The organism is Butyrivibrio sp. (genome assembly GCF_017433805.1).
Lineage (GTDB): Bacteria > Bacillota > Clostridia > Lachnospirales > Lachnospiraceae > Butyrivibrio.
Genome location: NZ_JAFRGN010000062.1, coordinates 1 through 23,642 on the forward strand (window position 1 = coordinate 1; position 23,642 = coordinate 23,642).

At 39.5% G+C, this 23,642-nt stretch carries 23 protein-coding genes and 1 riboswitch; of the genes, 19 read left to right on the plus strand and 4 right to left on the minus strand.

Going from position 1 to position 23,642, the window contains the following annotated elements; all coding sequences use genetic code 11:
• Nucleotides 1-146: 146 nt before the first annotated feature.
• Genes IJI01_RS13680 through IJI01_RS13705 form a run of 6 tightly spaced genes read left to right on the plus strand, consistent with a single transcriptional unit; the run spans nt 147 to nt 6,946 of the window.
• Complete coding sequence (locus IJI01_RS13680; protein WP_292191555.1) at nt 147-1,346, plus strand: methyltransferase domain-containing protein; 1,200 nt, start codon at nt 147-149, stop codon at nt 1,344-1,346.
• Nucleotides 1,347-1,403: 57 nt separating this feature from the next.
• Nucleotides 1,404-2,519 (plus strand): FkbM family methyltransferase, encoded by a 1,116-nt coding sequence (locus IJI01_RS13685; RefSeq protein WP_292191558.1) that lies wholly within the window; start codon nt 1,404-1,406, stop codon nt 2,517-2,519.
• A gap of 6 nt (nt 2,520-2,525) precedes the next feature.
• Complete coding sequence (locus IJI01_RS13690; protein ID WP_292191560.1) at nt 2,526-3,575, plus strand: hypothetical protein; 1,050 nt, start codon at nt 2,526-2,528, stop codon at nt 3,573-3,575.
• Nucleotides 3,572-4,780: a glycosyltransferase gene (locus IJI01_RS13695; protein ID WP_292191562.1), complete on the plus strand. Its 1,209-nt coding sequence runs from the start codon at nt 3,572-3,574 to the stop codon at nt 4,778-4,780. The genes IJI01_RS13690 and IJI01_RS13695 overlap by 4 nt, the downstream gene beginning before the upstream one ends.
• Nucleotides 4,755-5,825, plus strand: a complete 1,071-nt coding sequence (locus IJI01_RS13700) for an FkbM family methyltransferase (protein WP_292191564.1) — start codon at nt 4,755-4,757, stop codon at nt 5,823-5,825. The genes IJI01_RS13695 and IJI01_RS13700 overlap by 26 nt, the downstream gene beginning before the upstream one ends.
• Nucleotides 5,826-5,854: 29 nt before the next feature.
• Nucleotides 5,855-6,946: a DUF4422 domain-containing protein gene (locus IJI01_RS13705; protein ID WP_292191566.1), complete on the plus strand. Its 1,092-nt coding sequence runs from the start codon at nt 5,855-5,857 to the stop codon at nt 6,944-6,946.
• Here the strand turns inward: IJI01_RS13705 and IJI01_RS13710 are convergent.
• Together IJI01_RS13710 and IJI01_RS13715 are read right to left on the minus strand one after the other, a co-directional pair.
• Entirely contained in the window at nt 6,943-8,001 is a 1,059-nt protein-coding gene (locus tag IJI01_RS13710) for a hypothetical protein (RefSeq protein WP_292191569.1), read from the minus strand. The genes IJI01_RS13705 and IJI01_RS13710 overlap by 4 nt on opposite strands.
• Nucleotides 8,002-8,200: 199 nt before the next feature.
• A complete protein-coding gene (locus IJI01_RS13715) occupies nt 8,201-9,067 on the minus strand; it encodes a hypothetical protein (RefSeq protein ID WP_292191572.1) in 867 nt (288 codons plus the stop codon).
• Nucleotides 9,068-9,618: 551 nt separating this feature from the next.
• On the opposite strand from IJI01_RS13715, the gene IJI01_RS13720 reads away from it, so the two are divergent.
• Entirely contained in the window at nt 9,619-10,695 is a 1,077-nt protein-coding gene (locus IJI01_RS13720) for an Rpn family recombination-promoting nuclease/putative transposase (RefSeq protein ID WP_292191575.1), read from the plus strand.
• Between the two features lie 47 nt (nt 10,696-10,742).
• A riboswitch (TPP riboswitch) is annotated at nt 10,743-10,845 on the plus strand.
• A 115-nt stretch (nt 10,846-10,960) separates the two neighbouring features.
• Complete coding sequence (locus tag IJI01_RS13725) at nt 10,961-11,677, plus strand: energy-coupled thiamine transporter ThiT (protein WP_292191578.1); 717 nt, start codon at nt 10,961-10,963, stop codon at nt 11,675-11,677.
• Between the two features lie 85 nt (nt 11,678-11,762).
• Here the strand turns inward: IJI01_RS13725 and IJI01_RS13730 are convergent, their stop codons facing one another.
• The gene (locus IJI01_RS13730) at nt 11,763-12,191 is read right to left on the minus strand and encodes a hypothetical protein (RefSeq protein WP_292191581.1); all 429 of its coding nucleotides are present in this window, start codon (nt 12,189-12,191) and stop codon (nt 11,763-11,765) included.
• A 302-nt stretch (nt 12,192-12,493) separates the two neighbouring features.
• Here IJI01_RS13730 and IJI01_RS13735 point away from each other — a divergent pair, with 302 nt between their 5' ends.
• Together IJI01_RS13735 and IJI01_RS13740 are read left to right on the plus strand one after the other, a co-directional pair.
• A complete protein-coding gene (locus IJI01_RS13735; RefSeq protein ID WP_292191584.1) occupies nt 12,494-15,373 on the plus strand; it encodes a response regulator in 2,880 nt (959 codons plus the stop codon).
• A 1-nt stretch (nt 15,374) separates the two neighbouring features.
• The gene (locus IJI01_RS13740) at nt 15,375-16,142 is read left to right on the plus strand and encodes a response regulator (RefSeq protein ID WP_292191587.1); all 768 of its coding nucleotides are present in this window, start codon (nt 15,375-15,377) and stop codon (nt 16,140-16,142) included.
• Nucleotides 16,143-16,202: 60 nt separating this feature from the next.
• Here IJI01_RS13740 and IJI01_RS13745 read toward each other — a convergent pair whose 3' ends face one another.
• Nucleotides 16,203-16,604, minus strand: coding sequence for an RrF2 family transcriptional regulator (locus IJI01_RS13745; protein WP_292191590.1), 402 nt, complete (start codon nt 16,602-16,604; stop codon nt 16,203-16,205).
• Between the two features lie 265 nt (nt 16,605-16,869).
• On the opposite strand from IJI01_RS13745, the gene IJI01_RS13750 reads away from it, so the two are divergent.
• The 9 genes from IJI01_RS13750 to IJI01_RS13790 all read left to right on the plus strand — a co-directional run bounded on the left by IJI01_RS13750 (nt 16,870) and on the right by IJI01_RS13790 (nt 23,572).
• Complete coding sequence (locus tag IJI01_RS13750; protein WP_292191593.1) at nt 16,870-18,153, plus strand: O-acetylhomoserine aminocarboxypropyltransferase/cysteine synthase family protein; 1,284 nt, start codon at nt 16,870-16,872, stop codon at nt 18,151-18,153.
• Between the two features lie 26 nt (nt 18,154-18,179).
• Nucleotides 18,180-19,079, plus strand: a complete 900-nt coding sequence (locus IJI01_RS13755) for a transporter substrate-binding domain-containing protein (protein WP_292191595.1) — start codon at nt 18,180-18,182, stop codon at nt 19,077-19,079.
• A gap of 10 nt (nt 19,080-19,089) precedes the next feature.
• Nucleotides 19,090-19,749 (plus strand): amino acid ABC transporter permease, encoded by a 660-nt coding sequence (locus IJI01_RS13760; protein ID WP_292191600.1) that lies wholly within the window; start codon nt 19,090-19,092, stop codon nt 19,747-19,749.
• Nucleotides 19,730-20,404 (plus strand): amino acid ABC transporter permease, encoded by a 675-nt coding sequence (locus IJI01_RS13765; RefSeq protein ID WP_292191601.1) that lies wholly within the window; start codon nt 19,730-19,732, stop codon nt 20,402-20,404. Before IJI01_RS13760 ends, IJI01_RS13765 begins: the two co-directional genes overlap by 20 nt.
• Nucleotide 20,405: 1 nt before the next feature.
• Complete coding sequence (locus tag IJI01_RS13770) at nt 20,406-21,146, plus strand: amino acid ABC transporter ATP-binding protein (RefSeq protein ID WP_292191604.1); 741 nt, start codon at nt 20,406-20,408, stop codon at nt 21,144-21,146.
• Between the two features lie 80 nt (nt 21,147-21,226).
• Nucleotides 21,227-21,829, plus strand: a complete 603-nt coding sequence (locus tag IJI01_RS13775; protein WP_292191605.1) for an alpha/beta family hydrolase — start codon at nt 21,227-21,229, stop codon at nt 21,827-21,829.
• A 39-nt stretch (nt 21,830-21,868) separates the two neighbouring features.
• Nucleotides 21,869-22,114 carry a hypothetical protein gene (locus IJI01_RS13780; protein ID WP_292191608.1) on the plus strand — a complete coding sequence of 82 codons (246 nt, stop codon included), beginning with the start codon at nt 21,869-21,871 and terminating at the stop codon, nt 22,112-22,114.
• Nucleotides 22,115-22,135: 21 nt separating this feature from the next.
• Entirely contained in the window at nt 22,136-22,909 is a 774-nt protein-coding gene (locus tag IJI01_RS13785) for a hypothetical protein (protein WP_292191610.1), read from the plus strand.
• Between the two features lie 3 nt (nt 22,910-22,912).
• Entirely contained in the window at nt 22,913-23,572 is a 660-nt protein-coding gene (locus IJI01_RS13790) for a DUF1961 family protein (protein WP_292191613.1), read from the plus strand.
• The last annotated feature ends 70 nt before the right edge of the window (nt 23,573-23,642 follow it).

The following is a 23,642-nucleotide window of genomic DNA, read 5'->3' on the forward strand; positions in this document are numbered from 1 at the left end:
ACACATATGCATTGTACCTGAAATGACATAGTTTTCGCCCATTATTTATTGCTTATCATTGTTTGTAACTTATTAACCAATTGCACATAGGGCTTAAATACTGGTTCTTTTGTGCAAAATATATAAGAAAGTATAGAGAGAATCATATGCAATTAAATGGTAATAGAATTATTATCTGGGGAGCAAAGGATAGAGGGCGTGTTGTTTTAAAAGTTTTAAGAGAAAGATTGAACATAGACGCCGAATGTTTTGTTGACAGAGATATAAATCTCATTGACCAGCAAATAGACGGCATTTATGTTTTGTCAGATGTGAATTTTATTACTAAGTATAATGCAGATGATGTACTGATAATAATTGGTGGGTATAATCCACAGAATAAGGAACAGATTACGGAGTTTCTAGAAAAAAATAATTTTACCGGGAAGTTGATGGATACTTATGAATTCCATCATATGTATGAAATACCGGTATTACTTCAACGTGAAGATAAAAAAGTAATAGATTATGAAAGCAAAATACAGCAATGGTTTAAATCTTTTTTAGCTGAAGCGCATTTTTGGAGAGATGAAGTTATTAATCCTGAAGGCTATTATCATAACCATTATTTAGCCAGAGTGGATTCATCAAAAGAGTTTGAATGTGATAGGGTGAAAGAATTCGTCAAACAGGATTCGGTAATATTAGATGTGGGATGCGGTATTTGCAGTAATTACGGAAAGGGATGGAATGGAAAACAATTATCATTAATAGGTGTTGACCCATTGGCACATATTTATAATCGACTTAATCAGAGGGCTTTTTCTATGGGATGTACAAATGGGAAAATGCCTGATGGAATAAAGTTTGGAATGTTTGAAATGCTTTCATATATGATTGAGAAAAATAGCGCAGATATTATACTGATTGATAATGCTTTGGATCATTGTATTGATCCTATTAGTGCAATATTAGAGTGTCTAAGAGTCGTAAAAAAATATGGTGTAGTATCTACATTCCACCATATTAACGAGGCTTACAAAGCATTTTACGCAGATATGCATCAATGGAATATTTGCTCAAATGAAGAAGGACATCTTGTTGTATGGAACAATGAATCATGCATTGATATTAACAAATTATTAGGTGAGTATGTTGAAATAACAACTTATGTTCACGAGAATCATGTGGCAGAAATACCATTTGGTGGATTGGTGTGCAATATCGTAAAAAAGAAGGATATACCTGATGATTTTATGGATGAAACGAAGGAAAGGCTTGGGATGGTAATAAATCAAGTAATGCTTAGGATTTCTGACCCTGAATTTATGCTTGAATATCTTGAGTTTTATTTACATGAGCGATAAAAAAGGTAGATGATACATAACTTATATTTTTACTGATATTATAACGGAGAATTTGAAATGATAGACATATATCTTTGGGGAGCGGGACACATAGCTGATTTAGCATTACTAGGAGCAGAGGACAATAATATTTGCCTTAGTAGTAATATGACTTTTAATATAAAGGGCATTATTGATAATGATTTGTCCAAGAGAGGATGCTTGTTTCATGGCTTTAAGATAGTGTCACCTGGAGAAGCGATAGAGGGAGGATTTGATTATATAGCTATTTTGATGGAAAACGAGTGGGATGTGTCTATTCAAGCCAAATATGGATATAGGATACCAGAAGAAAAGGTAAAAGATAAATATTTCTTTCTAAAACTGTTACTAATTGAGAAATATAGTGGTACTAAGGATTATGAGATAAAGAAAACAATAGAGTATTTGAAAAAAAATGATTTGACTATGTTTAATCAGTCACTTCCCAAGAGGGAACATAATCATCCAGTTATATGGGATAAGAAGAATAATCTTCCCTATATTGAGTTTGAAGATGTAACAAATCAGATTCAAAGGATGTATTTTCCTAGAAATTATCAATTTACTAATCGTGATGGAATGCAGTTTTGCGAAGATATGAATTGGGAACAAATGCCGTCATCGCCGCATCTATATGTGACGTCTGATCATGGAGTATCCGAGGGAGGGGTTATTGTTGATGGAGGTGTCTGTGAAGGGAATTTCGCTTTAAAATATTTGTCTATAGCAGCTAAAATGTTTTTATTTGAGCCGGATTGGTGGTGGGATGAACCTAATTATTATACCTTTTTGCCTTTTAAAGACAAAATAGAATACTCTCATAAAGCATTATCAAATTATGATAGTCGATTAACGACTAGGCTAGATAGCATAGTTTCACAGAATGAAAAAGTTACTTTTATTAAGCTGGATATTGAGGGACATGAAGCAGATGCAATAGAAGGCGCAGAGAATACTTTTAGAAATAACTGTGTTAAGGCATCAGTTTGTTGCTATCATAGAAATGACGATCTGGAATTATTGGAAAGGAGATTTAAAGAGTACGGATATGAGACTAGGTGCTCTAACGGCAATGTTGTCTTTTTGTGGGATGAAGATGTGTGGCACAGTTTAAGTATAAGAAAGTGTGTTGTATATGCTTCAAAAGGGTAAAAGTATATGTTGAGTATAGATGAGATCGTTGTAAAAAGTATACCAATCTTATCTTCATGTATAGAATTTAGGGAAAGAATATTCTATGCGTACTGCTATGGAATTGGGATAGCTTCTTTTGATTTACTTTCGTATGAGAAATTATTTTATGATGAATCATATTTGGGGTGGGGAGGATATCATTTTTCAATATGCTATCAAGGAAAAATCGTCTTTGCTCCAGCAACAATGAACAGCATTTTAGTTTTTGATCCCGTTGATAATACTGAGTTCACAGTAAGCGTTCCACAAAAGAAAGATAACGAAGTGCTAATACCATATTTATCTGGAAATGAACTTATCCTTTTTGGAGCAGAATCTCAGATTACATATTGTGTTGATCCAGATTTTACGGTGAGAATACTGGACCGTAGATGTGAAGATAATACAATTTGGTTGACATATTTATCGCAAACAGAAAAATATATTTGTTTATGGAATAGTGAAGCGTCAAAAATTGGAATCATACAAAAAGAAGAAAAAGAATTAAAAACATATGAATATTATTACGGTAATATTTCGAGTGCAGCTGTTCATGACGAGAAATGTTACGTATTAACGACTGAAGGTGATGTTGATGTAATATCACTTCAAACTGGTACTTGTGAAGCAATTATTAGAACGGGAATAAAAGCAAATAATAATAACGTGATGATATTTAATGATAAATGTTTATTTATAATGCCGTCATCTACTAATGAAATTATTAAAATGGATATTGAGGATGAATACAAGGTGACTGTAACAAAATTAAATATCAATGTTCATGATAAAAAATTGATGTGGTGCAAGTTAAAGGATGGAATAGCTATTTGTGAAATGCAACACAATGTTGAAGCATGGAAATACAAGACTGTGTTTTTTGAATATGATTTAAATAATGGAATCATCATTGAGTATCCGTTAGATATGATGTTAAGATCAAGTATATTTGATGATAAAAACGAAGGCATCAAGATAGATGAAGATAGAATACATTGTTTAAGAGATTTTATTGAGCTTGTGGAGCGAAGATGATAAGCATTGTCGTTACCGTATATAACTTGGGAAACTATATAGAATGTTGCTTGAAAAGCATTATAATGCAGACCTATATGGATATTGAGGTTATTGTGGTTGATGATGGATCTACCGATAATAGTGCTAGGATATGTGATGAATATGCTGCAAGGGATTCGCGAGTAAAAGTTATTCACCAGGAAAACTCCGGCATTGTCAGGGCAAGAAAAAACGGTTTGTTGGCATCAAGAGGAGAATATATAGGCTTTGTCGATGGAGATGATTGGATTGAGCCAGAAATGTATGAGAAGCTGTATAGAGCCTTGACGGATGAGAATGTGCAAGTATCCATGTGCGGTAGAATTGAAGAGATGGGTGACTTAAGCCGCCGAGTATGTCAGGGAATTGAGGCGGGGCGGTATGGAAGAAATGAATTACTGACACAGGTATTTCCCCGGATGATTGTTAAAGAAGGTTTTTTTGAGTGGGGAATTTACCCTGGGTACTGGGATAAGCTGTTTAGTAGATGCACATTAGAACCGCATCTTATGAATGAAGACGATAGAATTGTAATGGGTGAAGATGCAGCGGGTGTTTATCCATGCCTTTTATCAGCTGAGAGCATTTATATAATGCAGGATTGTCTTTACCATTACAGACAGAGCAGCAATTCCATGGTGAAGAAAAAGGTAGCAGATTACGAGTCTGAGAGACTTCGTTTCAAAGTCCTATATCAGTCAGTTAATGAGATTTTTTCCAAGGCAGCAGATAATTTATTGGCAGATCAATGGCTTTTGTACGTGCTTTTTCTCATGATTCCAAGGGCAGATGTTTTGTATGCCGGTATAGAAAAACTAGATTATCTTTTCCCATTTCCTGAAGTAAAAAGAGGTGAAAGGGTAATCATATATGGAGCGGGGTTATATGGAACAAGGCTCTATAGATATTTAAAGGATACAGGATTTTGCGATGTAGTAGCAATTGCTGACAGAGATTATGCCCGTCTAAAAGACGACGATATGAATGTTATTTCTCCGGAAGAAATTGATGATCATATTTATGATGCGGTAGTTGTTGCAAGTTCCTATCAGCATACGAGGGATGCGATTATCGCAGATCTGAATCAGAAGCTTAAGTGCAATAGAATATATGGCTTTGATATGGATGAGGTGTTAAGTGAAAGAACTCGAGTTGCATTTGGACTTAATCAAACAGGTAAATGATAAGCTTGCAGATGAAGAGTCAAAGAGAATCTTCGCTATGAGAGTACTGTATTCATTAACGTTGGATGAGCAGTATTTGTATGGCCTTGGACATGAAGTCGAGAAAAAAGTCGAAACAGATTCTTTATGGAAGGATTACATTTCTATATTAGAGAAGGCTCAGAGTGGAGATGGCCTTTTCCTATATGGTGCCGGAGCCTACGGTGAAAAAATGCTGAAGATGACGCCCACTATATCATGGAGAGGTGTTATTGATAAGAATCCTAAAACTGACACACTAAGCGGTGTTGCTATAGTAAGTACATCAGAATTTCTGAGAAAACTAGGGAATAGTAAGATAGTAGTTTCTTCTAAACGTTATTATGAGGATATAGTAAGAAATTTAACAGAGAATGGAGTAGACGTAGATAGGATTGTCGATGGAAGAGTGTTGTACGACCTCACTGAGGGAAAACAGTACTTTGACCTTGATGAGCTTCCACATATAGATGGCCAAGAAGTGTTCATTGATGCTGGGGCTTGTGATGGTATGTCTACTGTACAGTTCCTGAAATGGTGTGAAGGCAATGGATACAGCTTTTGTTTTGAACCAGATGGAAGAAACATTGATAATATAAAAGCCAACATGGAAGATAAAAAAGTAAATGCCGAAGCATACTGCATTGTACCTAAGGGAGCCTGGGATAAGCAGTGTAGATTATCCTTCGTAGCTACAGGAAATGCCACTTCTCATATAGTAGAAGGGGAAATTGCTGATGCCATAGGAGATACTGAGTCTATAGAGACTAATTCGATAGACAATGAGGCTGGGGATATGGCTGTTTCTTTTATCAAGATGGATATAGAAGGGGCAGAACTACGGGCTCTACATGGCGCAGAAAATTCGATAAGAAATAATAAGCCTAAGCTGGCCATATGTGTGTATCATAATCCTGAGGATATTTTCGAGATACCGGAATATATATTGAGAATACGTCCAGATTATAAATTGTACCTAAGACATTATTCTTTTGACGGAACAGAAACTGTTCTATATGCTTTTTGAACGCTACAGTAGTTAGATGAGGATCATATATGGAAATGGTTATCTATGGCGCTCAAGGAATTGCCCTGGGAGCCTTTGAAGCTATTACAACTATATATCCTGAGCATAATATCAAATGCTTTCTTGTCACTGAAAAGGGTATCAATGCAGATACTCTTGGAGGGCTTCCGGTCAGAGAAATAGCGTCTTTTGCCACGGGAATTTCTGAGAATGAAAAGAAAGAATTATTTGTCCTGATTGCTGTGCCTGAAAATGTTCAGAATCAAATAGTTAGTACGTTAGAAAAATATGGATTTACAAATTATCAAGGGCTTAATCAAAGCTCTTTTTCTGATTGCATCGGCAATTATTTTGCCTTAAAGGGTGATTTCTTGCCGCTTTCACATTTCCCTGTCGGGAGAAATAAGCCGGAAATACATGTATATATGACCAAACACGAGAAGGATAAAAAGCTTACCGGGAAATACGATTTTCCAGAATATATGATTCCGATCCAGGTTGGCGCTGGTATGGCAAGTAGTAAAGTTGCGGATATGACAGATGATACTGGAGACAACATTTCTTTCAAAAATGGTAACTATTCTGAACTGACTGGATTGTACTGGATATGGAAGAATGTTCTGGAGTGCAGTAAGGATGAATTCAGTGGTAAGGGAGCATATTATGGTCTTGCTCATTATAGGAGAGTATTGGAAATATCTGATGAAGATTTGCTGCGCTTATATGACAATGAAATAGACGTGGTACTCCCTTATCCAATGCCATATGAACCTGATATTCACTCTCACCACAAGAGATATTTAAAGGATTCTGATTATACTGCCCTTAAGGAAGCTGTAGAAAAGGTTTGTCCTGAGTATGCCAAGGATTGGGATAATATACTGGGGCAAAGATATATGTATAACTACAATATAATCTTGGCTAAGAAGAAAGTGCTTATTGATTATTGTCGTTGGTTATTTCCTATTCTAAAAAAGGTTGAAGAACTTTCTGTTCCTAGAGGAAAAGAGCGATCTGATCGATATATAGGATATATGTGTGAAACGCTGGAAACGGTATATTTTATGAGGAACCGAGATGATTTCAATATTGCTCATGCTAGGTGTAGGCTGTTTGTTTAATTGTTTTGGTAATGCTTTAACGATATAATATTTTTAATAGCCTCATTCATCATCTGCGGTCTTTCCTCAAAAAATGCAGAATTTATTTGTTGATTTACAACAGGAACTTCCGAGATATAGTCATACATCTCAGTGTTATAGCTAATCGGAAGTCCAAGTTGATATTCCATAAATAGATCAAGCTTATTACTATAAGAGCGTGTAATGATGTTTACGCGCTCTTTATCTATGGCATGATTTAGATAGTATTCTTCCACCTGCGAAGGGGTAGGGAGAAGAGATGTATTTATGATGTTCCTGTCTTGCACCAGGTCAAGTCTTTTGACTTCCTGCTTGATAATACCATTATCCTCGAGATGCAGGAGTGAAGCTCTGTTAAGTGGTGAGTAAATGTTATAGAACATGGAGTTACCATTGTCGTAAATGGGCGCCATAGATACAAAACGCAGAGTCTCTGTATCACGCAAGATGCCAAAGTTATACCAGTGTCTGTCGGAGTTGGTTATTATAAAATCAGTCATCAACATATAATCCAGGAAATGTCTCACGTAATCAGCGTTTAATCCATTGTTTATACAACTGCGTATGAATTTCGCAAGCTCTTTTCCACCATCATAGTCATTACTCAGATCATAGCCTCCTGTAACTTCAAAGGCTGGGATGAGTTCTAAATCTTTGGTGGTAAAATATCTGCATCTACTAATACTATTCTTGGCGCCATCTGAGATGATCTCATAAGATGTATACTCTTTGAATCCCTGCATGTTATGGAGCATCGAAACAAAGCCTTCATTAACATTCTGAAGGCCATCAGGGTATTTGCTGTCACTATATTTATCAAGATACCAGATATCATCTTCCTTGATGGAATATTTGTCTAGATTTCCTCCTAATGAAGCATCCTTTTGATTGGAGTAGTGGACTCTGCCATCTGCACTATGAAAATGAATAGTCTTATTTCCGTTATCATAAAGATTGGCTTCTTCCCAAGTAAGATCCAGCTCTGCCGGAGAAATCCAGTAAGCATCTGATAAGCTCAATCCCAAATTTTTCATGAGAAATTCACTTGGAGATTGACAATCGTATTGTTTTAGTAGTTCAACAAGACGAGCTCTACCTTCAGGAATCGCTCGATTCTTCCACCAAGTATGAATGTTCCTTGCATCTGTTGATCCGACATATGGCATCCTTGCTGGATTTATGATCTGATAATTCTCTATGTCACCATCTGCACTCAATTGGAGAATGGCGACATCATGATTTTTGTGTTTCAGTATGAACATTTTGTCTTCGTTCATAATATTTATGTACCTCGTTTGCAAATGCATTCATTCTTATAAATTGCTCTATTTTAAATCCCATTCTGGCTAATTCTATTTTGTTGATATCTCCTGAATATTGGGCATAAGGAGTATAGTCGATACTGTATTTTTTCTTTTTATAAAAGAAACTAAGGGTATAGCCTGATTTGCTTGGCTGATATTTAAATGTTATTCCGCTCTTTGTATGGTACTGGCCCGTTGATGGGGGAGTTAATGCGGAAGATGTCGTGTTCTCTTTGGCCAGGTTATCTGCAGCTTCGTCTACAATACATGATGCTGAGATTATGTAATCGCCGATTCTGCTCTCTAGGTGTTCGTTGACGAAAATCATAGGAACATTATGGATTTCTTTTTTGGTGAAAAAGTGTATTTGGTAGTCTCCAGCTTCTTCTCCAGCAGTAAGGTAAAAGAGGTACTTATGTCTGGGGCTAATTCCTACGGCGTTATCAAGTATTCTCTGGCTAGACTGGCTATCATCACTTGTAATATCTTGGTTTGAATCTATTTCCACAAGGCTTAAAAGACGAAGATCCTCATCGATTTCCTGCAGCTCTTTTTCCAGACTCGCCTTTTGAGAAAAAGCGCTTTGGCACAGAGCTAGCTTATCTTTGGAAAGGTGGACTGAAATTAGTTTGCTATATTCATCTCTGTACTGGAGATAATATGTCTCTTTACCCCGTATGTTTTTGAGCGAAATATATCCAGGCAGTGCATATTTGGTTAGCGCTGTCTGAGTCATTTTTCTCTTGCGGAGAAGATCGATTTTGGTAGCCTTAAGAGTAGAATAAAGTTCCGACATAAAACAACCTCATATTTATATCTATGTAGATATTATAGGTTGTATTTGGGAGATATTCAAGATTAATAGGGGCGATTTACCGTTAGATGAGGCTGGAGATGTAAATGCAAATTGGAGAAACGTCAGATAAATTCTCGATTCAAAACACCTTTTATCACTATAGAGTCAAATTCTTGCGATTTTCTTAAGGCTTTCTTAAGATTTCTTTAAGATTGCACCGAATCTATTTACAGCAGATTATTCTTTTGATAATCTGTCACAGGTGCGAACAACAACTACATCAGCTCCATTCGGAGCATTTGGTTATGCGGACAGCGTGTCTAATTCGCTGAGCTTCCTTGAACAGAATTCTTGCATGACCAAAATCTACCAAACACTTTGTCTATAGGGATTATCCTCAAGACTCCGTGCACATTTTTCTGTGCCTTCTTTAGTGCGCTCTTTTTTCGGGTGCATGTCTTTTGATCCCTATAGGCGGGTGGATTATCTATTTAAGCCCATATTATTAAGATTATTTATTAACTTGAAATGTTATGAAGGAGGCATATTTTATGCAGGAAAAAGAACAAACTACAGATGAAGCTGGCAATCAGCAGATTTCTAACAGCAAAGTGGAGGATAACGGTGCGAAGCTTATTTTTGAGAATCCTACACTTTGTGCACAGTTATTAAGAGACTATTCAAACATTGATCTTCTTAAGAATGTTCAGGCAGAAGATATCACTGATGTGACAGAACGCTACATTCCAATGTTTACTGAGGAGAGAAATGCCGATGTAGTCAAGCAGGTGAGAGTAGGAGACAACGATGAGGTTTTTGTTACATTGATTGAACACAAATCTCAGGTGGATTATAATGTAAGCATGCAGATACTCCGCTACATGGTCTACATTTGGGAAGACTATGAGAAGAGACAGGAGAAGAAGATTCCGGGAGTTAGCAAACTTGCAGGGTTCAAGTACCCACCGATTTTTCCTATTGTTTATTATAATGGTGAGGAGACTTGGACGGCTGATAACTTTTTAAAGAGTAGGATAGCCCTAAGCGATATCTTTTTACCCTATGTACCAGATTACAAGTACCACCTGGTGAATACAGCAGATCATGATAAGGATGAACTTATAGAGAAAAACGATGGATTATCTTTACTGATGATACTGAATAAGGTACGGAATTCTGAGGAGTTTAACTCGCTTAATCTTCCTAGAGAATACGTTGACAATCTGTCAGCTAATGCGCCTGAAGATGTATTAGATGTTCTGGCAAGGGTTATTGCAGTACTGCTCAGAAAACATCGTGTTTCTGAGGATGAGATTCAAGACTTTGTAAGTCAGATAAAGGAGCGTCGTATGAGTGATTTATTTGCTAACTTTAAGGCTAGCTTCAATGTTATGGAAGAGCGGAAAATCGGCCAGGATAAGGGTGAATTGCTGAACCAAATCAGGTTGATCTGTAAGAAACTGTCTAAAGGAAAAGATTTAGAGACCATATTAGATGAACTTGAAGCTGACGATGAGATAGCTGAGAAGGAAATTTCCGAGATTGTAAATGTGGCTCAGAACTATGCTCCTGAATATGACGAAGAAAAAATATATGACGAACTAGAGAAAACTAAAAAGGCCGATTAGTCTCTTGACATCTTCCCCACGCAAGTGTTTAATGAAATAGAATTAAATAATGCCGCTAGGGGAGCAATGCTGAGAGTGTACGCCATGTGCGTCTAACCCTTATTACCTGACTCGGATAATGCCGACGTAGGGAAGCTAGTAGCCAAGCTATAAATGCATCAGGAGCAGTGAATCAGAAGCGATGATTGGTGCAGGAAGCTTGTAATTATATGAGGAACTTAGGATCCTCCCTGGATGCGGATAGACATCAAGGGAGGATTTTTTAATGAGTCTTTTTCTGGAAAAAGTAGTAGAAGACGGGTATGTTACTTACAACATAACAAAAGGGGGATATGCGCTTGTTATAGTGCTTGCGCTGATTGCATTTGCAATGATCAGCTTTTTTAAGAATGCTGATGGCAAGGGAAAAATGAGTGTTAAACAGATCACAGTTTCTGCTCTGTGCCTGGCACTTGCTTTTGTCCTTTCCAACATCAAGCTGTTCAAGCTTCCATTTGGCGGATCCCTTACAATTTTCAGCATGTTCTTTGTTACATATATTGGATATTTATATGGACCAAGAGTTAGTATTTCTGCGGCTTTTGCTTATGGACTTCTTCAGATGATCGTTGATCCATATATTATTAGCATTCCACAGCTTCTGTGTGACTACATCCTTGCATTCACAGCTCTTGGACTTTCAGGATTTTTCCATAACAGCAAATGGGGGCTGTTCAAGGGATATTTAGTAGGTGTGATTGGAAGATACTTCTTCTCAGTATTGTCTGGTGTGGTTTTCTTCGCCGATTATGCACCTGAAAACATGTCACCACTTGCATATTCAGCATCCTACAATGCCAGCTACATTTTTACAGAAGCAGCAATCACAGTAGCTATACTGTTTGTTCCAGCAATCCGCGTTGCTCTTAACAGAGTTAAGGCAGAGGTAATAGAAAAAGGCGTTACCAAAAAAGAGCGTGAGTTCTTAGAGAAGACAATCTGATAGATTTGCAGACAAGGCATAATAAAACGAGCATACTCAGCTGGGTATGCTCGTTTTTTGCTTTTCTATAGAATTATATACAATCTTACTTACTCTGAAGCTTCAGTGCTTCATCCTCAGTCAGGAGCTTGCATTTAAATACTACACCATCATCTGTCTCAAGATAAGGAGTTCCATCTTTTTCATAATAGTTAAGCTTAAATCCTTCGGCAATCGCTATTCTGTAAACAACGCCATAATCCTTGGTATTTACAGTCTCTTTTGTGTAAGTAGAGTAGCCTTCAGAAAAGCCATCACTGAAATATATCAGATTAGAATCTTTTTTCTCATACAGGGCGATTGTAATGTCGCTTTCGTCCTTGGCAGGTCCCTGCATAGCTTCGATGAATTTGGCATCCTTGAGATAAGTGGTGGCCCTGTCAGCGGCCTTGGCTGTTACGCCCCAAAAACTACCGCTTAGAGCAATTACAACAGCTGCAATAGCGCTTAGTACAGATACAATACGTTTTTTCATAACAACTTCCTCCTTTGGGTCTGAATCAATCTACAGTTATTTATACGAGGAACTATCAGATAATGGCATAATTTCGAATGATCATTATCTGTGTACCATCATTATAATATGATAAATGCTATAAACGCAAAGAATTAATCTAAATATTATAATTTGTACATAAATAATCAGGGTATCAATTGATATAATAAAGTGTAATTGTATGCGCTTTATTATACTTGTTATAAATGAGGTTTTCTATGCTAGGGCTGGAAAAGTATAAAAAATCTATAGTTATAAGGAATTCTCTAATAGGAGTTATTGTGCTGATTCTCTTGGGGATAGGCTGCTGTAACGTGTCTACTTATAGTGAGAATATGTCAATTACTATGGGCGGAGAAGTTATCTTTTCTTTTTTCCTCCTCCCATATCTGCTTGTCGGAGGGCTCTACGGCTATCTTATATCTTCATTAGTTTTTGTTATTGGCTTCATTTATACCCTTATCTATAACATGGATTATGCCTATATTATGTCGGTTTACCTTGTGGCGACACTCTGCTTTTCTTTTATAGGGCAATATATGTGGTTTAAGACCATAAAGTGGACTATTTTGGGAGCTACTATAACACTGATTCTTGACGCCTCTTTTGAAACGCTATGCTTTTCTGTGATTCCCTCAAATGGATATGCACTTGATCAGATGAAAAACTTTTTAAAGAGCTTATCCCAGGAAGCGATTGTAATATATGTGATAGCCTTGCTTTTTCATCTGTATTATTCTAAAGCACCGGATAGCTGGAAGTATCAATTTCCTATATCAGCTGCTTATACAGGCTATTATCTGGAAGAAGATGTTAAAAGAAAGCTTCGAAAAACCAAAGTAAGCTATAAGATTACATTCATTATCATTGCTGTTGAGTTTTTGCTTGCCTTTTTCGTGGCAGTTTTTATGGTGGCTCTTTTCCCTGATCTCAAGGATATGTTCGCTGCCGGTATTCATGTTGGGAAGGTGAATTCAGACCTGGAAGCTATTGAGATAGCAAAACGCATCGAGAACATGAAATATACGCTGAATGCAACTGCTATCAGCTATGATATCAAGATGATGCTGCTTATGTTGTGCGTGGGCGTTCCCATGGCCAGTGTCGCTAATTTCTATACCAAGACAGCCATCGGTGCGCCTCTTGGAAATATGTCAGATTTCATGAAGAGGTATGCTGAGGCTGACGATGAGAAAAAACTTGAGGTAGGTCGCGAGGTTGATGAGATAGCCGTAAGATCACATGATGAGATCCGCATAGTTTATGATTCCATTAAGGAAACGGTTCATGCCATAGAAGATTACATAGGCAGGATCAAAACTGAACATGAATTGGAAAAAGAGCTTGAGGTTGCCAAAGAAGCATCTGAGGCTAAATCAGTTTTTTTATCCAATATGTCTCATGAAATAAGAACTCCTATAAATGCAGTTCTGGGACTCAACGAAATGATCCTTCGCGAGAGTGGCGAAACCCAGACCCTTGAGTATGCAAACAGTGTCAAGAGTGCGGGCAATACTCTTCTTGGAATTGTCAATGATATTTTGGATTTTTCTAAGATTGAAGCTGGTAAGATGGATATTATCCCAGTGGAGTACCACCTCAGTTCAACTATAAATGACCTTGTAAATCTAATAGCTGTCAAGGCAGAAGATAAGCACCTTGAGCTCAAGTTCAATATCGACAAGACACTTCCGGTCAGGTTGATCGGTGATGAGATCAGGATTAAGCAGTGCGTTACAAATATCCTCACCAATGCTGTTAAATATACGGAAAAAGGAAGTGTAACCTTAAATGTATCCTATAGAAAAGCTGATGATGACAGCATTTACCTGCGTTTCCAGGTTATTGACACTGGAATAGGAATAAGGGAAGAGGATATTGAAAGGCTCTATTCGCCATTTGAACGAATTGACGAGATCAGAAATCGTTCTATTGAGGGTACCGGACTTGGCATGAGTATTGTCAAAAAGCTGTTAGCCCTCATGGATACAAGGCTTGAAGTTAAGAGTACTTATGGAAAGGGCTCAGATTTTTCTTTTGAAGTTAAACAGAAAGTGGCTTCATGGGAAGAACTTGGAGATTTCAGGGAAAGATACAGAGAGTATCTAGGCAAGCAGCAGAAATATCAGGAGAGCTTTATTGCTCCTGGTGCGACTATCCTTGTTGTGGATGATACACCTATAAACCTCACCGTAGTGAAAGGCCTTTTGAAAGCCACTCAGATAAGAGTAGACACTGCAGAGAGCGGAATGGAGACCATAGAGCTGGTCAAGAAAAAGAAATATGATTGTCTTTTTATTGACCACAGAATGCCGGAGATGGACGGCATTGAGACCCTTGATGCTCTCAAGAAGATGTGCGGTAACCTGTCCAAGGATACCCCATGTATTGCTCTTACAGCTAACGCCGGAGCAGGAGCCAGGGAAGAATATATTGCTGCAGGTTTTAATGATTATCTGTCTAAACCTGTAAGTGGTGAGAGTCTTGAGGAAATGCTTAAACAGTATCTTCCTAAGGACAAGGTTATCCTGACAGCGAAGGATGCTGGAAGTGACAGCTCTTTTGAAGGTGCTGAAGATGATGAATTTGCAGTTCTCAATAAGCTTCAGGGGATAGACTTATCCGAGGCAGAGAAGAACTGTGGAAGCCAGAAGCTTCTGGTAGATGTGGTAAAAGAATTCCTGACTACGATAAATACCAAGGCAGACAGTATAGAGAAATTTGCAGCGGACAGAGATTATCGCAACTACACAGTAAATGTCCATGCGCTGAAAAGCTCAGCAAGCCTGATCGGTGCAATGGAGTTGTCTCAGCTGGCAGCTCATCTTGAGGACTGCGGCAATAGCGACGATGAAGCTGAGATCATGAATAAGACACCGGAGCTTTTGGAACTTTTTAGAAGCTATAATGAGAAGCTGTCAGCAATAAACGGCGATGTGGATGAGAGTGAGCTTCCGGAAATAGGGGAGGATGAGCTAAAGAATGCCTTTGGCGATATCAGAGAGCTGGTTGAAGCTTATGACTATGATACAGCAGACGGAATCATGAATATGCTGTCTGAATACAGGATTCCTAAGGATTATAAGGACAAGTACGAAAGGGTAAGACAGCTGATTTCAGCAGTTGATAGAGATGCGCTGATCAGTTTACTGGAGGATTAAGATGGAGAAGAGAGTACTACTGATAGGTAGTGGCAAGAGCTTTATGGTGACCTCTATAGCCAAGGAGCTTAAGGAAGAGGGCTTTGATGTAGTTCAAGCCCTGCCTAATGTCACTGAAATTGAACATCTCGAGAACAAGCCAAGTGTTTATCTCATTTATGTGGATGATCTTGACGAGATGATGGAATTCCTGGTGTATCTGCGGGATAAGGGAGTTGACAGTGACCTATCCATCAGCGCCATAGGATCACCTGATGAGATTGAAAAGATATATGGTATCATCTCCAAAGAAAAGATTGCTTCAGTATTCGAGAGACCTGTGAACGTCAAGGAACTGGCTCGTAAAATGAACGAGGTCGTTGAATGCGAAGAAATAAGGAATCAGAAAAAGAAAATCCTTGTGGTGGATGATGATGGTACAATGCTCAGAACTATTAAGAGCTGGTTATCAGAAAAGTATCAGGTTTTCATGGTTAATTCTGGAATGTCTGCGATCACCTTCCTTGCTAAGAATCAGGTGGACCTTATCCTTCTTGACTACGAGATGCCGGTAACCCCAGGTCCTAAGGTACTTGAGATGCTAAGGAGCGAGTCTTTTACCTGTGATATACCTGTAATGTTCCTCACAAACAAAGGCGATAAGGACAGTGTCATGCAGGTTGTATCGCTCAAACCGGAGAAATATCTTCTTAAGACAATGCCCCCCACGGAGCTTATCGCAAACATAGATGAATTCTTTGAAAAACAAAAGATGAAGCCATATATGTAAATGACTTCATCCGGATTGTAAGACTATATGAATGTAAATTATATATTACCCGCGGCCTGGTTAATTGTTGATCAGGTCACTTAATTTTTTGCCATAAAAGAAGTTCTTTTCCAGTTCATAGAACTCTGTCCACATGGGGAGAGTCTTGCACTCTGCGGATTTCTCACATTCAGAGCAGTCATTTTCCAGACATGCAACTGGTGCAAAGGATCCTTCCATTAGTTCTATTATCTCACCAACAGAATAATCTGCTGGCTCTTTACAGAGCTTGTAGCCGCCGTGTTTACCGCTGGCGCCGGTTATAAGACCGCCCTTCACCATTTCTTTTGCTATGATCTCCAGATACTTCTTGGAGATGTCCTGTCTCTCGGCTATATCCTTGAGCGGGATGAATTCGTCGCTTTCCTGCTGAGCCAGATCTATCATTACTCTAAGGGCGTAGCGTCCTTTTGTAGAAAACATAAATGCTCCTTCCATCAAAAAAGAGTACTGTACATTATAGATATAATCATCTCTATAAGACAATATCTAATATGCATGTTCCTCATATATATTATAACACTACGTGACATCTGCGAATTAAGCAGTATTTATCGGGGGTGATAATAATTACTTATCGCAAAACCTATTGACATAGTAGGTAAATACATTTTATTATCAATTCAACACAAACGCAACGGAAATACAGCAAAAACAAAAATATAAATGTCGAAGAGGAGAAAAAGGTATGAGCAATTACAGATTTGAAACACTTCAGTTACACGTAGGACAGGAACAGCCAGATCCAGCAACAGATTCAAGAGCAGTTCCTATTTACCAGACAACATCTTATGTATTCAGAAATTCACAGCACGCAGCAGACAGATTCGGACTTGCTGATGCGGGTAACATCTACGGAAGACTTACAAATTCCACACAGGATGTATTTGAAAAGAGAATTGCAGCACTTGAAGGCGGAAGCGCAGCACTTGCAGTAGCATCCGGAGCAGCAGCTATCACATATACAATCCAGGCTCTTGCAGCAAACGGTGGACACATCGTAGCTCAGAAGACAATCTACGGCGGAAGCTACAACCTTCTGGCACACACACTTCCACAGTACGGAATCACAACTACATTCGTAGATGCTCATAACCTTGCAGAGGTTGAGGGTGCGATCAAAGAGAACACAAGAGCAATCTACCTTGAGACTCTTGGAAATCCTAACAGTGATATTCCAGATATCGATGCAGTAGCAGAAATTGCTCACAAGCACGGTCTTCCACTTGTAATCGATAACACCTTCGGAACACCATATCTCATCAGACCAATTGAGCACGGCGCTGACATCGTAGTTCATTCAGCAACCAAGTTCATCGGTGGCCACGGAACAACACTTGGCGGAATCATCGTAGAGTCAGGTAAGTTCAACTGGAAGGAAAGCGGCAACTATCCACAGATCGCAGCTCCTAACCCAAGCTACCACGGTGTATCTTTCTATGATGCAGTAGGACCAGCTGCTTTTGTTACATACATCAGAGCAATCCTTCTCAGGGATACAGGAGCAACAATTTCTCCATTTAATGCATTCCTTCTTCTTCAGGGTGTTGAGACACTGTCACTTCGTCTTGACAGACATGCGGAGAATACCAAGAAGGTTGTTGAGTTCCTCTCCAAGCACCCACAGGTTGAGAAGGTTAACCATCCATCCCTTCCTGATCACCCAGATCACGCTCTTTATGAGAAGTACTTCCCTAACGGCGGAGCTTCTATCTTCACATTTGAGATCAAGGGCGGCAAAGAGGCAGCTTGGAAGTTTATTGATAACCTTGAGATCTTTTCACTTCTTGCTAACGTAGCAGATGTTAAGAGCCTTGTTATCCATCCAGCAACAACAACTCACTCACAGCTTAACGACGAGGAGCTTGCTGATCAGGGTATCACACAGAGCACAATCAGACTTTCAATTGGTACAGAGCACGTTGACGATATTATTGCAGACCTTGAAAAAGGCTTTGCTGCAGCAAAATAAATAATTTTAATCGGAGGAGAATAATTATGAAAAAGAATCTTTTAACAAAAGTAGTCACAGTATTATCAGCAGCTACACTTGGCGCTGTAGCTCTCACTGGATGCGGAAGTTCAAATGCAACAGCTATCGCTGATGGCCAGACAGCCAAGGCAGCCAGCCCTGACTCATCTGTAGTATACAGAACAGTAGATGAGATCAAGGATAGCGGAACTATCAACATCGGTGTTTTCTCAGATAAGAGCCCATTTGGCTATGTGGATGAGAACGGTAACTATGCTGGTTACGATGTATATTTTGCAGAGAGAATCGGACAGGACCTGGGAGTTAAGATCAACTATGTTTCCACTGAGGCTGCTAACAGAATCGAGTATCTGCAGACAGGTAAGGTTGATATCATTCTTGCAAACTTCACCGTAACTGAGGAGAGAGCTCAGGAAGTTGACTTTGCTCTTCCATACATGAACGTAGCTCTTGGCGTAGTATCACCTTCAGATGCAGTTCTTTCAAGCCTTGATGATGTTAAGGCTGAGGATGAGATCATTGTAATCTCTGGAACAACTGCTGAGACATATCTTGAGAAAAACTACCCTGATATTAAGCTTCAGAAGTACGATGCTTATGCAGAGGCCAAGACAGCTTTTGAAAACGGAAATGCTATTGCATGGGCTAATGACAACACAGAGGTTATCGCTTTTGCTATTGAGAACGAGGGCTTTACAGTAGGTATCCCATCACTTGGCGATGCTGACACAATTGCTCCTGCAGTTACTAAGGGCAATGAATCACTTCTTACATGGCTCAATGAAGAGATCGAGGCAATTGGAGCTGAGAACTTCTTCCATGCAGACTATGAAGCAACACTTCTTGATACTTATGGCGCAGACTATGAGAACACACTTGTAGTTGAGGGTGGCAAGGTTCAGTAAAGGACTTGAAATGGATATTGAAGTAATAAGATCATATATCCCACTTTATAACGAAGCACTCCTTTTGACATTTAAAATAGGCATGCTGGGAATCCTGACAGCTTTTATCATAGGGCTGTCAGGGGCAGCAGCCCTATATTTCAAGGTGCCCGTTATAGGTAAAATACTTACAGCTTACATTGAGCTGTTTAGAAATACTCCGCTGCTTGTGCAGCTTTTCTTTATTTATTTTGCACTTCCCAAGCTCGGAATCAGAATATCAGCACAGACCTGTGGAATAATGGGGCTTGGACTTATAGGCGGAGCTTATATGATAGAGACCATGCGAAGTGGCCTTGAATCAATTGACATTATTCAAAGCGAGAGTGCTCTTTCACTTGGAATGAGTAAGGGACAGGTTTTCTGGAATATCATCCTGCCACAGGCAATTTCCATCAGCATTCCCGGTATTATGGCTAATGTCATTTTTCTTTTAAAAGAGACATCAGTCTTTTCCACTATCAGCTTGATGGACCTGATGTTTACAGCCAAGGATCTGATAGGCATGTATGCCAAGACCATAGAGTGCCTGTTCCTGCTGGTTGTGTACTATCTGATAATGCTGCTTCCTGTATCAATTCTGGGATCAGTAGTTGAGAGGAGAGTTAGATATGCAGGGTTTGGGGATTGATGTTCTGTTCAAAGGAACCAATATGCTAAGACTCCTTAAGGGACTATGGGTATCTGTTGAGATAAGCCTTATATCAGTTGTCATCAGCATTGTTCTGGGACTTATAGTTGGAGTTTTGATGACCTCCAAAAATGGGGCTTTGAGATTACTTTTTAGAAGCTATCTGGAAGTTGTCAGGATAATGCCTCAGATGGTTCTTTTGTTCATAGTTTATTTTGGAACTACCAGAGTATTTGGAATCAACATTTCAGCAGAGCTTTCAGCAATCATAGTATTTGTGTTCTGGGGGACAGCTGAGATGGGAGATCTGGTCAGAGGTTCAATAAAGAGTATTCCAAGGATTCAGTATGATTCGGCTTATGCACTCGGGATGAACAAGTTTCAGGTGCATTTTTATATTGTCTTTCCACAGACAATAAGAAGGCTTCTTCCTCTTTCCATAAATCTTGTTACGAGAATGATCAAGACAACATCTCTTGTAATGATGATCGGAATTGTAGAAGTACTCAAGGTTGCCCAGCAGATAATAGAGGCTAACAGAAAAGCATCGCCCAATGCGGCATTTGGAGTATTCGCTGTAGTTTTCCTCTTGTATTTTATCGTATGCTGGCCAATCAGCAGATTTGCAGTTAAGTTAGAAAAAAGGTGGGTTTGATATGGGTGAGCTTGTTAAGGTTAAGCACCTGCATAAAGAATACGGCAGAAATGTCGTACTTAAGGATATAGATCTTTCTGTTAAGAAGGGAGAGGTTGTAGTTATTATCGGCCCTTCAGGCTGCGGAAAGAGTACCTTCCTTAGGTGCCTTAATGGACTTGAAGAAATCCAGGGGGGAGTCATCACAGTTGATGGTCTTCCTGTTGAACCTGATAAAAAGGATATAACCAAGATCAGACAGAAGATTGGAATGGTTTTCCAGTCCTATGATCTTTTTCCACATAAGACCGTTCTTGAAAATGTAGTCCTTGCTCCTGTCAAGGTACAGAAAAGGTACAAGGATGATGCTATAAGAGAAGCGCTGGTGCTGCTTGATAAGGTTGGTCTTGCTGATAAAAAAGACTATTATCCTCGCCAGCTCTCTGGCGGACAGAAGCAGCGAGTTGCTATCGTAAGAGCACTTCTCATGCATCCAGAGGTCATTCTCTTTGACGAAGTTACAGCAGCCCTCGATCCTGAGATGGTGCACGAGGTTCTCCAGACCATGCTGGACCTCGCAAGGAGCGGATCAACAATGATAATCGTAACCCACGAGATGGCCTTTGCCAAAGCAGTGGCAGATCGAATTGTCTTTTTCGACCAGGGCGAGATTGTCGAGGAAACAACAGATGTTAAGGGCTTCTTTGAGAATCCATCTACAGACAGGGCAAAGAGATTCCTTAAGACTTTTGCGTATGAATGATTTTTGTGGTTCACAGCTATAGTTGTGGACCACTTTTTTGATTGGTATAATGGAGAATAATGATAATAAAGGGAATTGTTATGGGAGAGAAGAGATTACTTGTGATGTTCCCTGGGGTGGGATATCACTGCGACAAACCGTTACTGTATTATGGCAGGAAAATAGCGCGAGAAGCTGGATACGAGGAATGTGTTCAGGTTAGCTACAGCGCGCCTGTGGATAAGATACGCGGCGATGAAGAGAAGATGAATAAGACCTTTGAGTCTATGTATCAGCAGACCGAGGAGCAGCTACAGGATATCAAATGGGATGAATATGATGATGTACTCTTCATGTCCAAGAGCATTGGCACTATAATAGCTGCAGCTTATGCAAAAGAGCACGAACTCAGAAATGTCAGGCAAGTTCTGTATACGCCGCTTGCTGATACCATGAAGGTGCTTGAGGTAAAAGAGATACCACAGGGAGCAGAAAATGCGATTGCATTCATTGGAACTAACGACCCCTGGAGCAACATCGCTGAGATCATAGACTTGGCTTCCGAGATTGGTATAACTCTTCACATTTACGAGGATGCTGATCATTCGCTTGAAACGGGAGACATAATATCAGATCTCGATACCATCAAGGATGTGATGGAGAAGACCAAGACTTTCATCATGGGAAAAGACATAGAGAAATAATATACTACAGAGCCTAAATAGATTCTGTGGGAGGATACAATGAATAAGACAACAGATAAAAAACAAAAAATACTATTTGGCACCAGAGTTTGCCTGTGGATCATAGCGCTTGCATCAACAATCTATTGGATGTACTTTTCTGCCAAGCTCCATGCAGAAGGAATATTTGATTATGAGGGGTATGCCACAACACTCAGACCAGTTCTTTATACATGCCTTGCAATTGCAATAGCTGCGATCTGCATCAGCTTTGCGCTTAGAGCACTTGGCAAGAAACTGGTTTAGCACCAAACACGAGGGGATATTATGAAAAAGAAAAATCTTAGGGCGGTAGCCATAGCTCTTACCATGGCTACGGCAGTATTTAGCTGCATTGGATGCAGCTTCAATCTTTCTGACTACGTTGACGAAGAGACTGCCAGTGAAATAGCATCTTTTGGAAAATCAGTGATTGTAGAAAAAGGCAGTGAAGTAGTATCGGAGATGGTATCAGATGTTGCTGATGCTTCATCCAGCCTGATGTCACAACTGATTGAAGAGGGCAAAAAAGTAACAAGCACATATGGCGAAAGTAATGAAGATACATCAAGCTCTGACGTAGGCAATGAATCAGGAAAGGAATCAGGCTCAGACTCAAGCAATTCAGGCAGCACAACAAAGAGTGGCATCCTTAATTCCACTGCTGACATCGGCCTTAGAGATATGGATGGCAAGGGCAGTAACTACGAATTTACCTACGACAATAAGGTATATACTGCAATCCGCTGGGAAGACCACTGGAAGATCATGGATTCCTACCTGATAGAGAATTCAAATGATATGATCATAATCTGTCAGGCTCTTATTGATGTGTACCCGATTCATGGGGCTGATATGGAGAGCTACAGAACAGCTGATGACATGGCTTATGAGTGGCTTCAGCACAACATCGCTTATGCGTTTCTTCCTGAAGACAATGTCTGGAGGCAGAAGTCCAAGGATGTAGATTTTAACCCTGATGATCAGGGTAAGTCATTTATTGAGATATATGAGCAGAGAACCGGTAAAGAATTCAAATGGTCAGAAATTACAGGGGGGTAATAAATGGCTAAGCTGATATATGAGAATCCACTTAATTCTGAGAGCTGCCTGCAGGACTTCGAGCTTGAAGGCAGGGCCAACAGCTCATTTTCCAAGGGAGTTATGAGACTTGAGAGTGAGCTTGGGCCGGATGAGGGACAGAGGGCCAACTTCGTGTTGTGGTGCAAGGTGGCTTTTCCTTCTGACGTGGCAATTGAGTGGGAATTTCGGCCAATCAAGGAGCCGGGGCTTGCCATGATGTTCTTTGCTGCCAAGGGTAGAAACGGGGCTTCTATATTTGATGAGTCACTTCAGCCCAGAACAGGCGAATATCAACAGTATCACAGTGGAGACATCAATGCCTTCCACGTCTCATATTTCAGACGCAAAGAGGAAAGTGAAAGAGCCTTCCATACCTGTAACCTCAGAAAGAGCTATGGCTTTAACCTGGTTGCTCAGGGGGCAGATCCCATTCCTGATGCAAGCGTAGATGCGCCCTGGTATTCCATGACGATTGTCAAGCAATCAGGAAAGATAAGGTTCAATATCAATCATCTCCAGATTTTTGAATTCGATGACGACGGCATATCCTACGGGGATATCCTGACAGGTGGCTGTATAGGCTTCAGGCAGCTGTCACCTATGGTAGCAGAGTATAGGAACCTTCGTGTTACCTGGATCTGAGACAACCAAATAAAATAGGAATTCACATCAAGAATGATTATCAGATAATACAGAAAAACATAAAACGAGG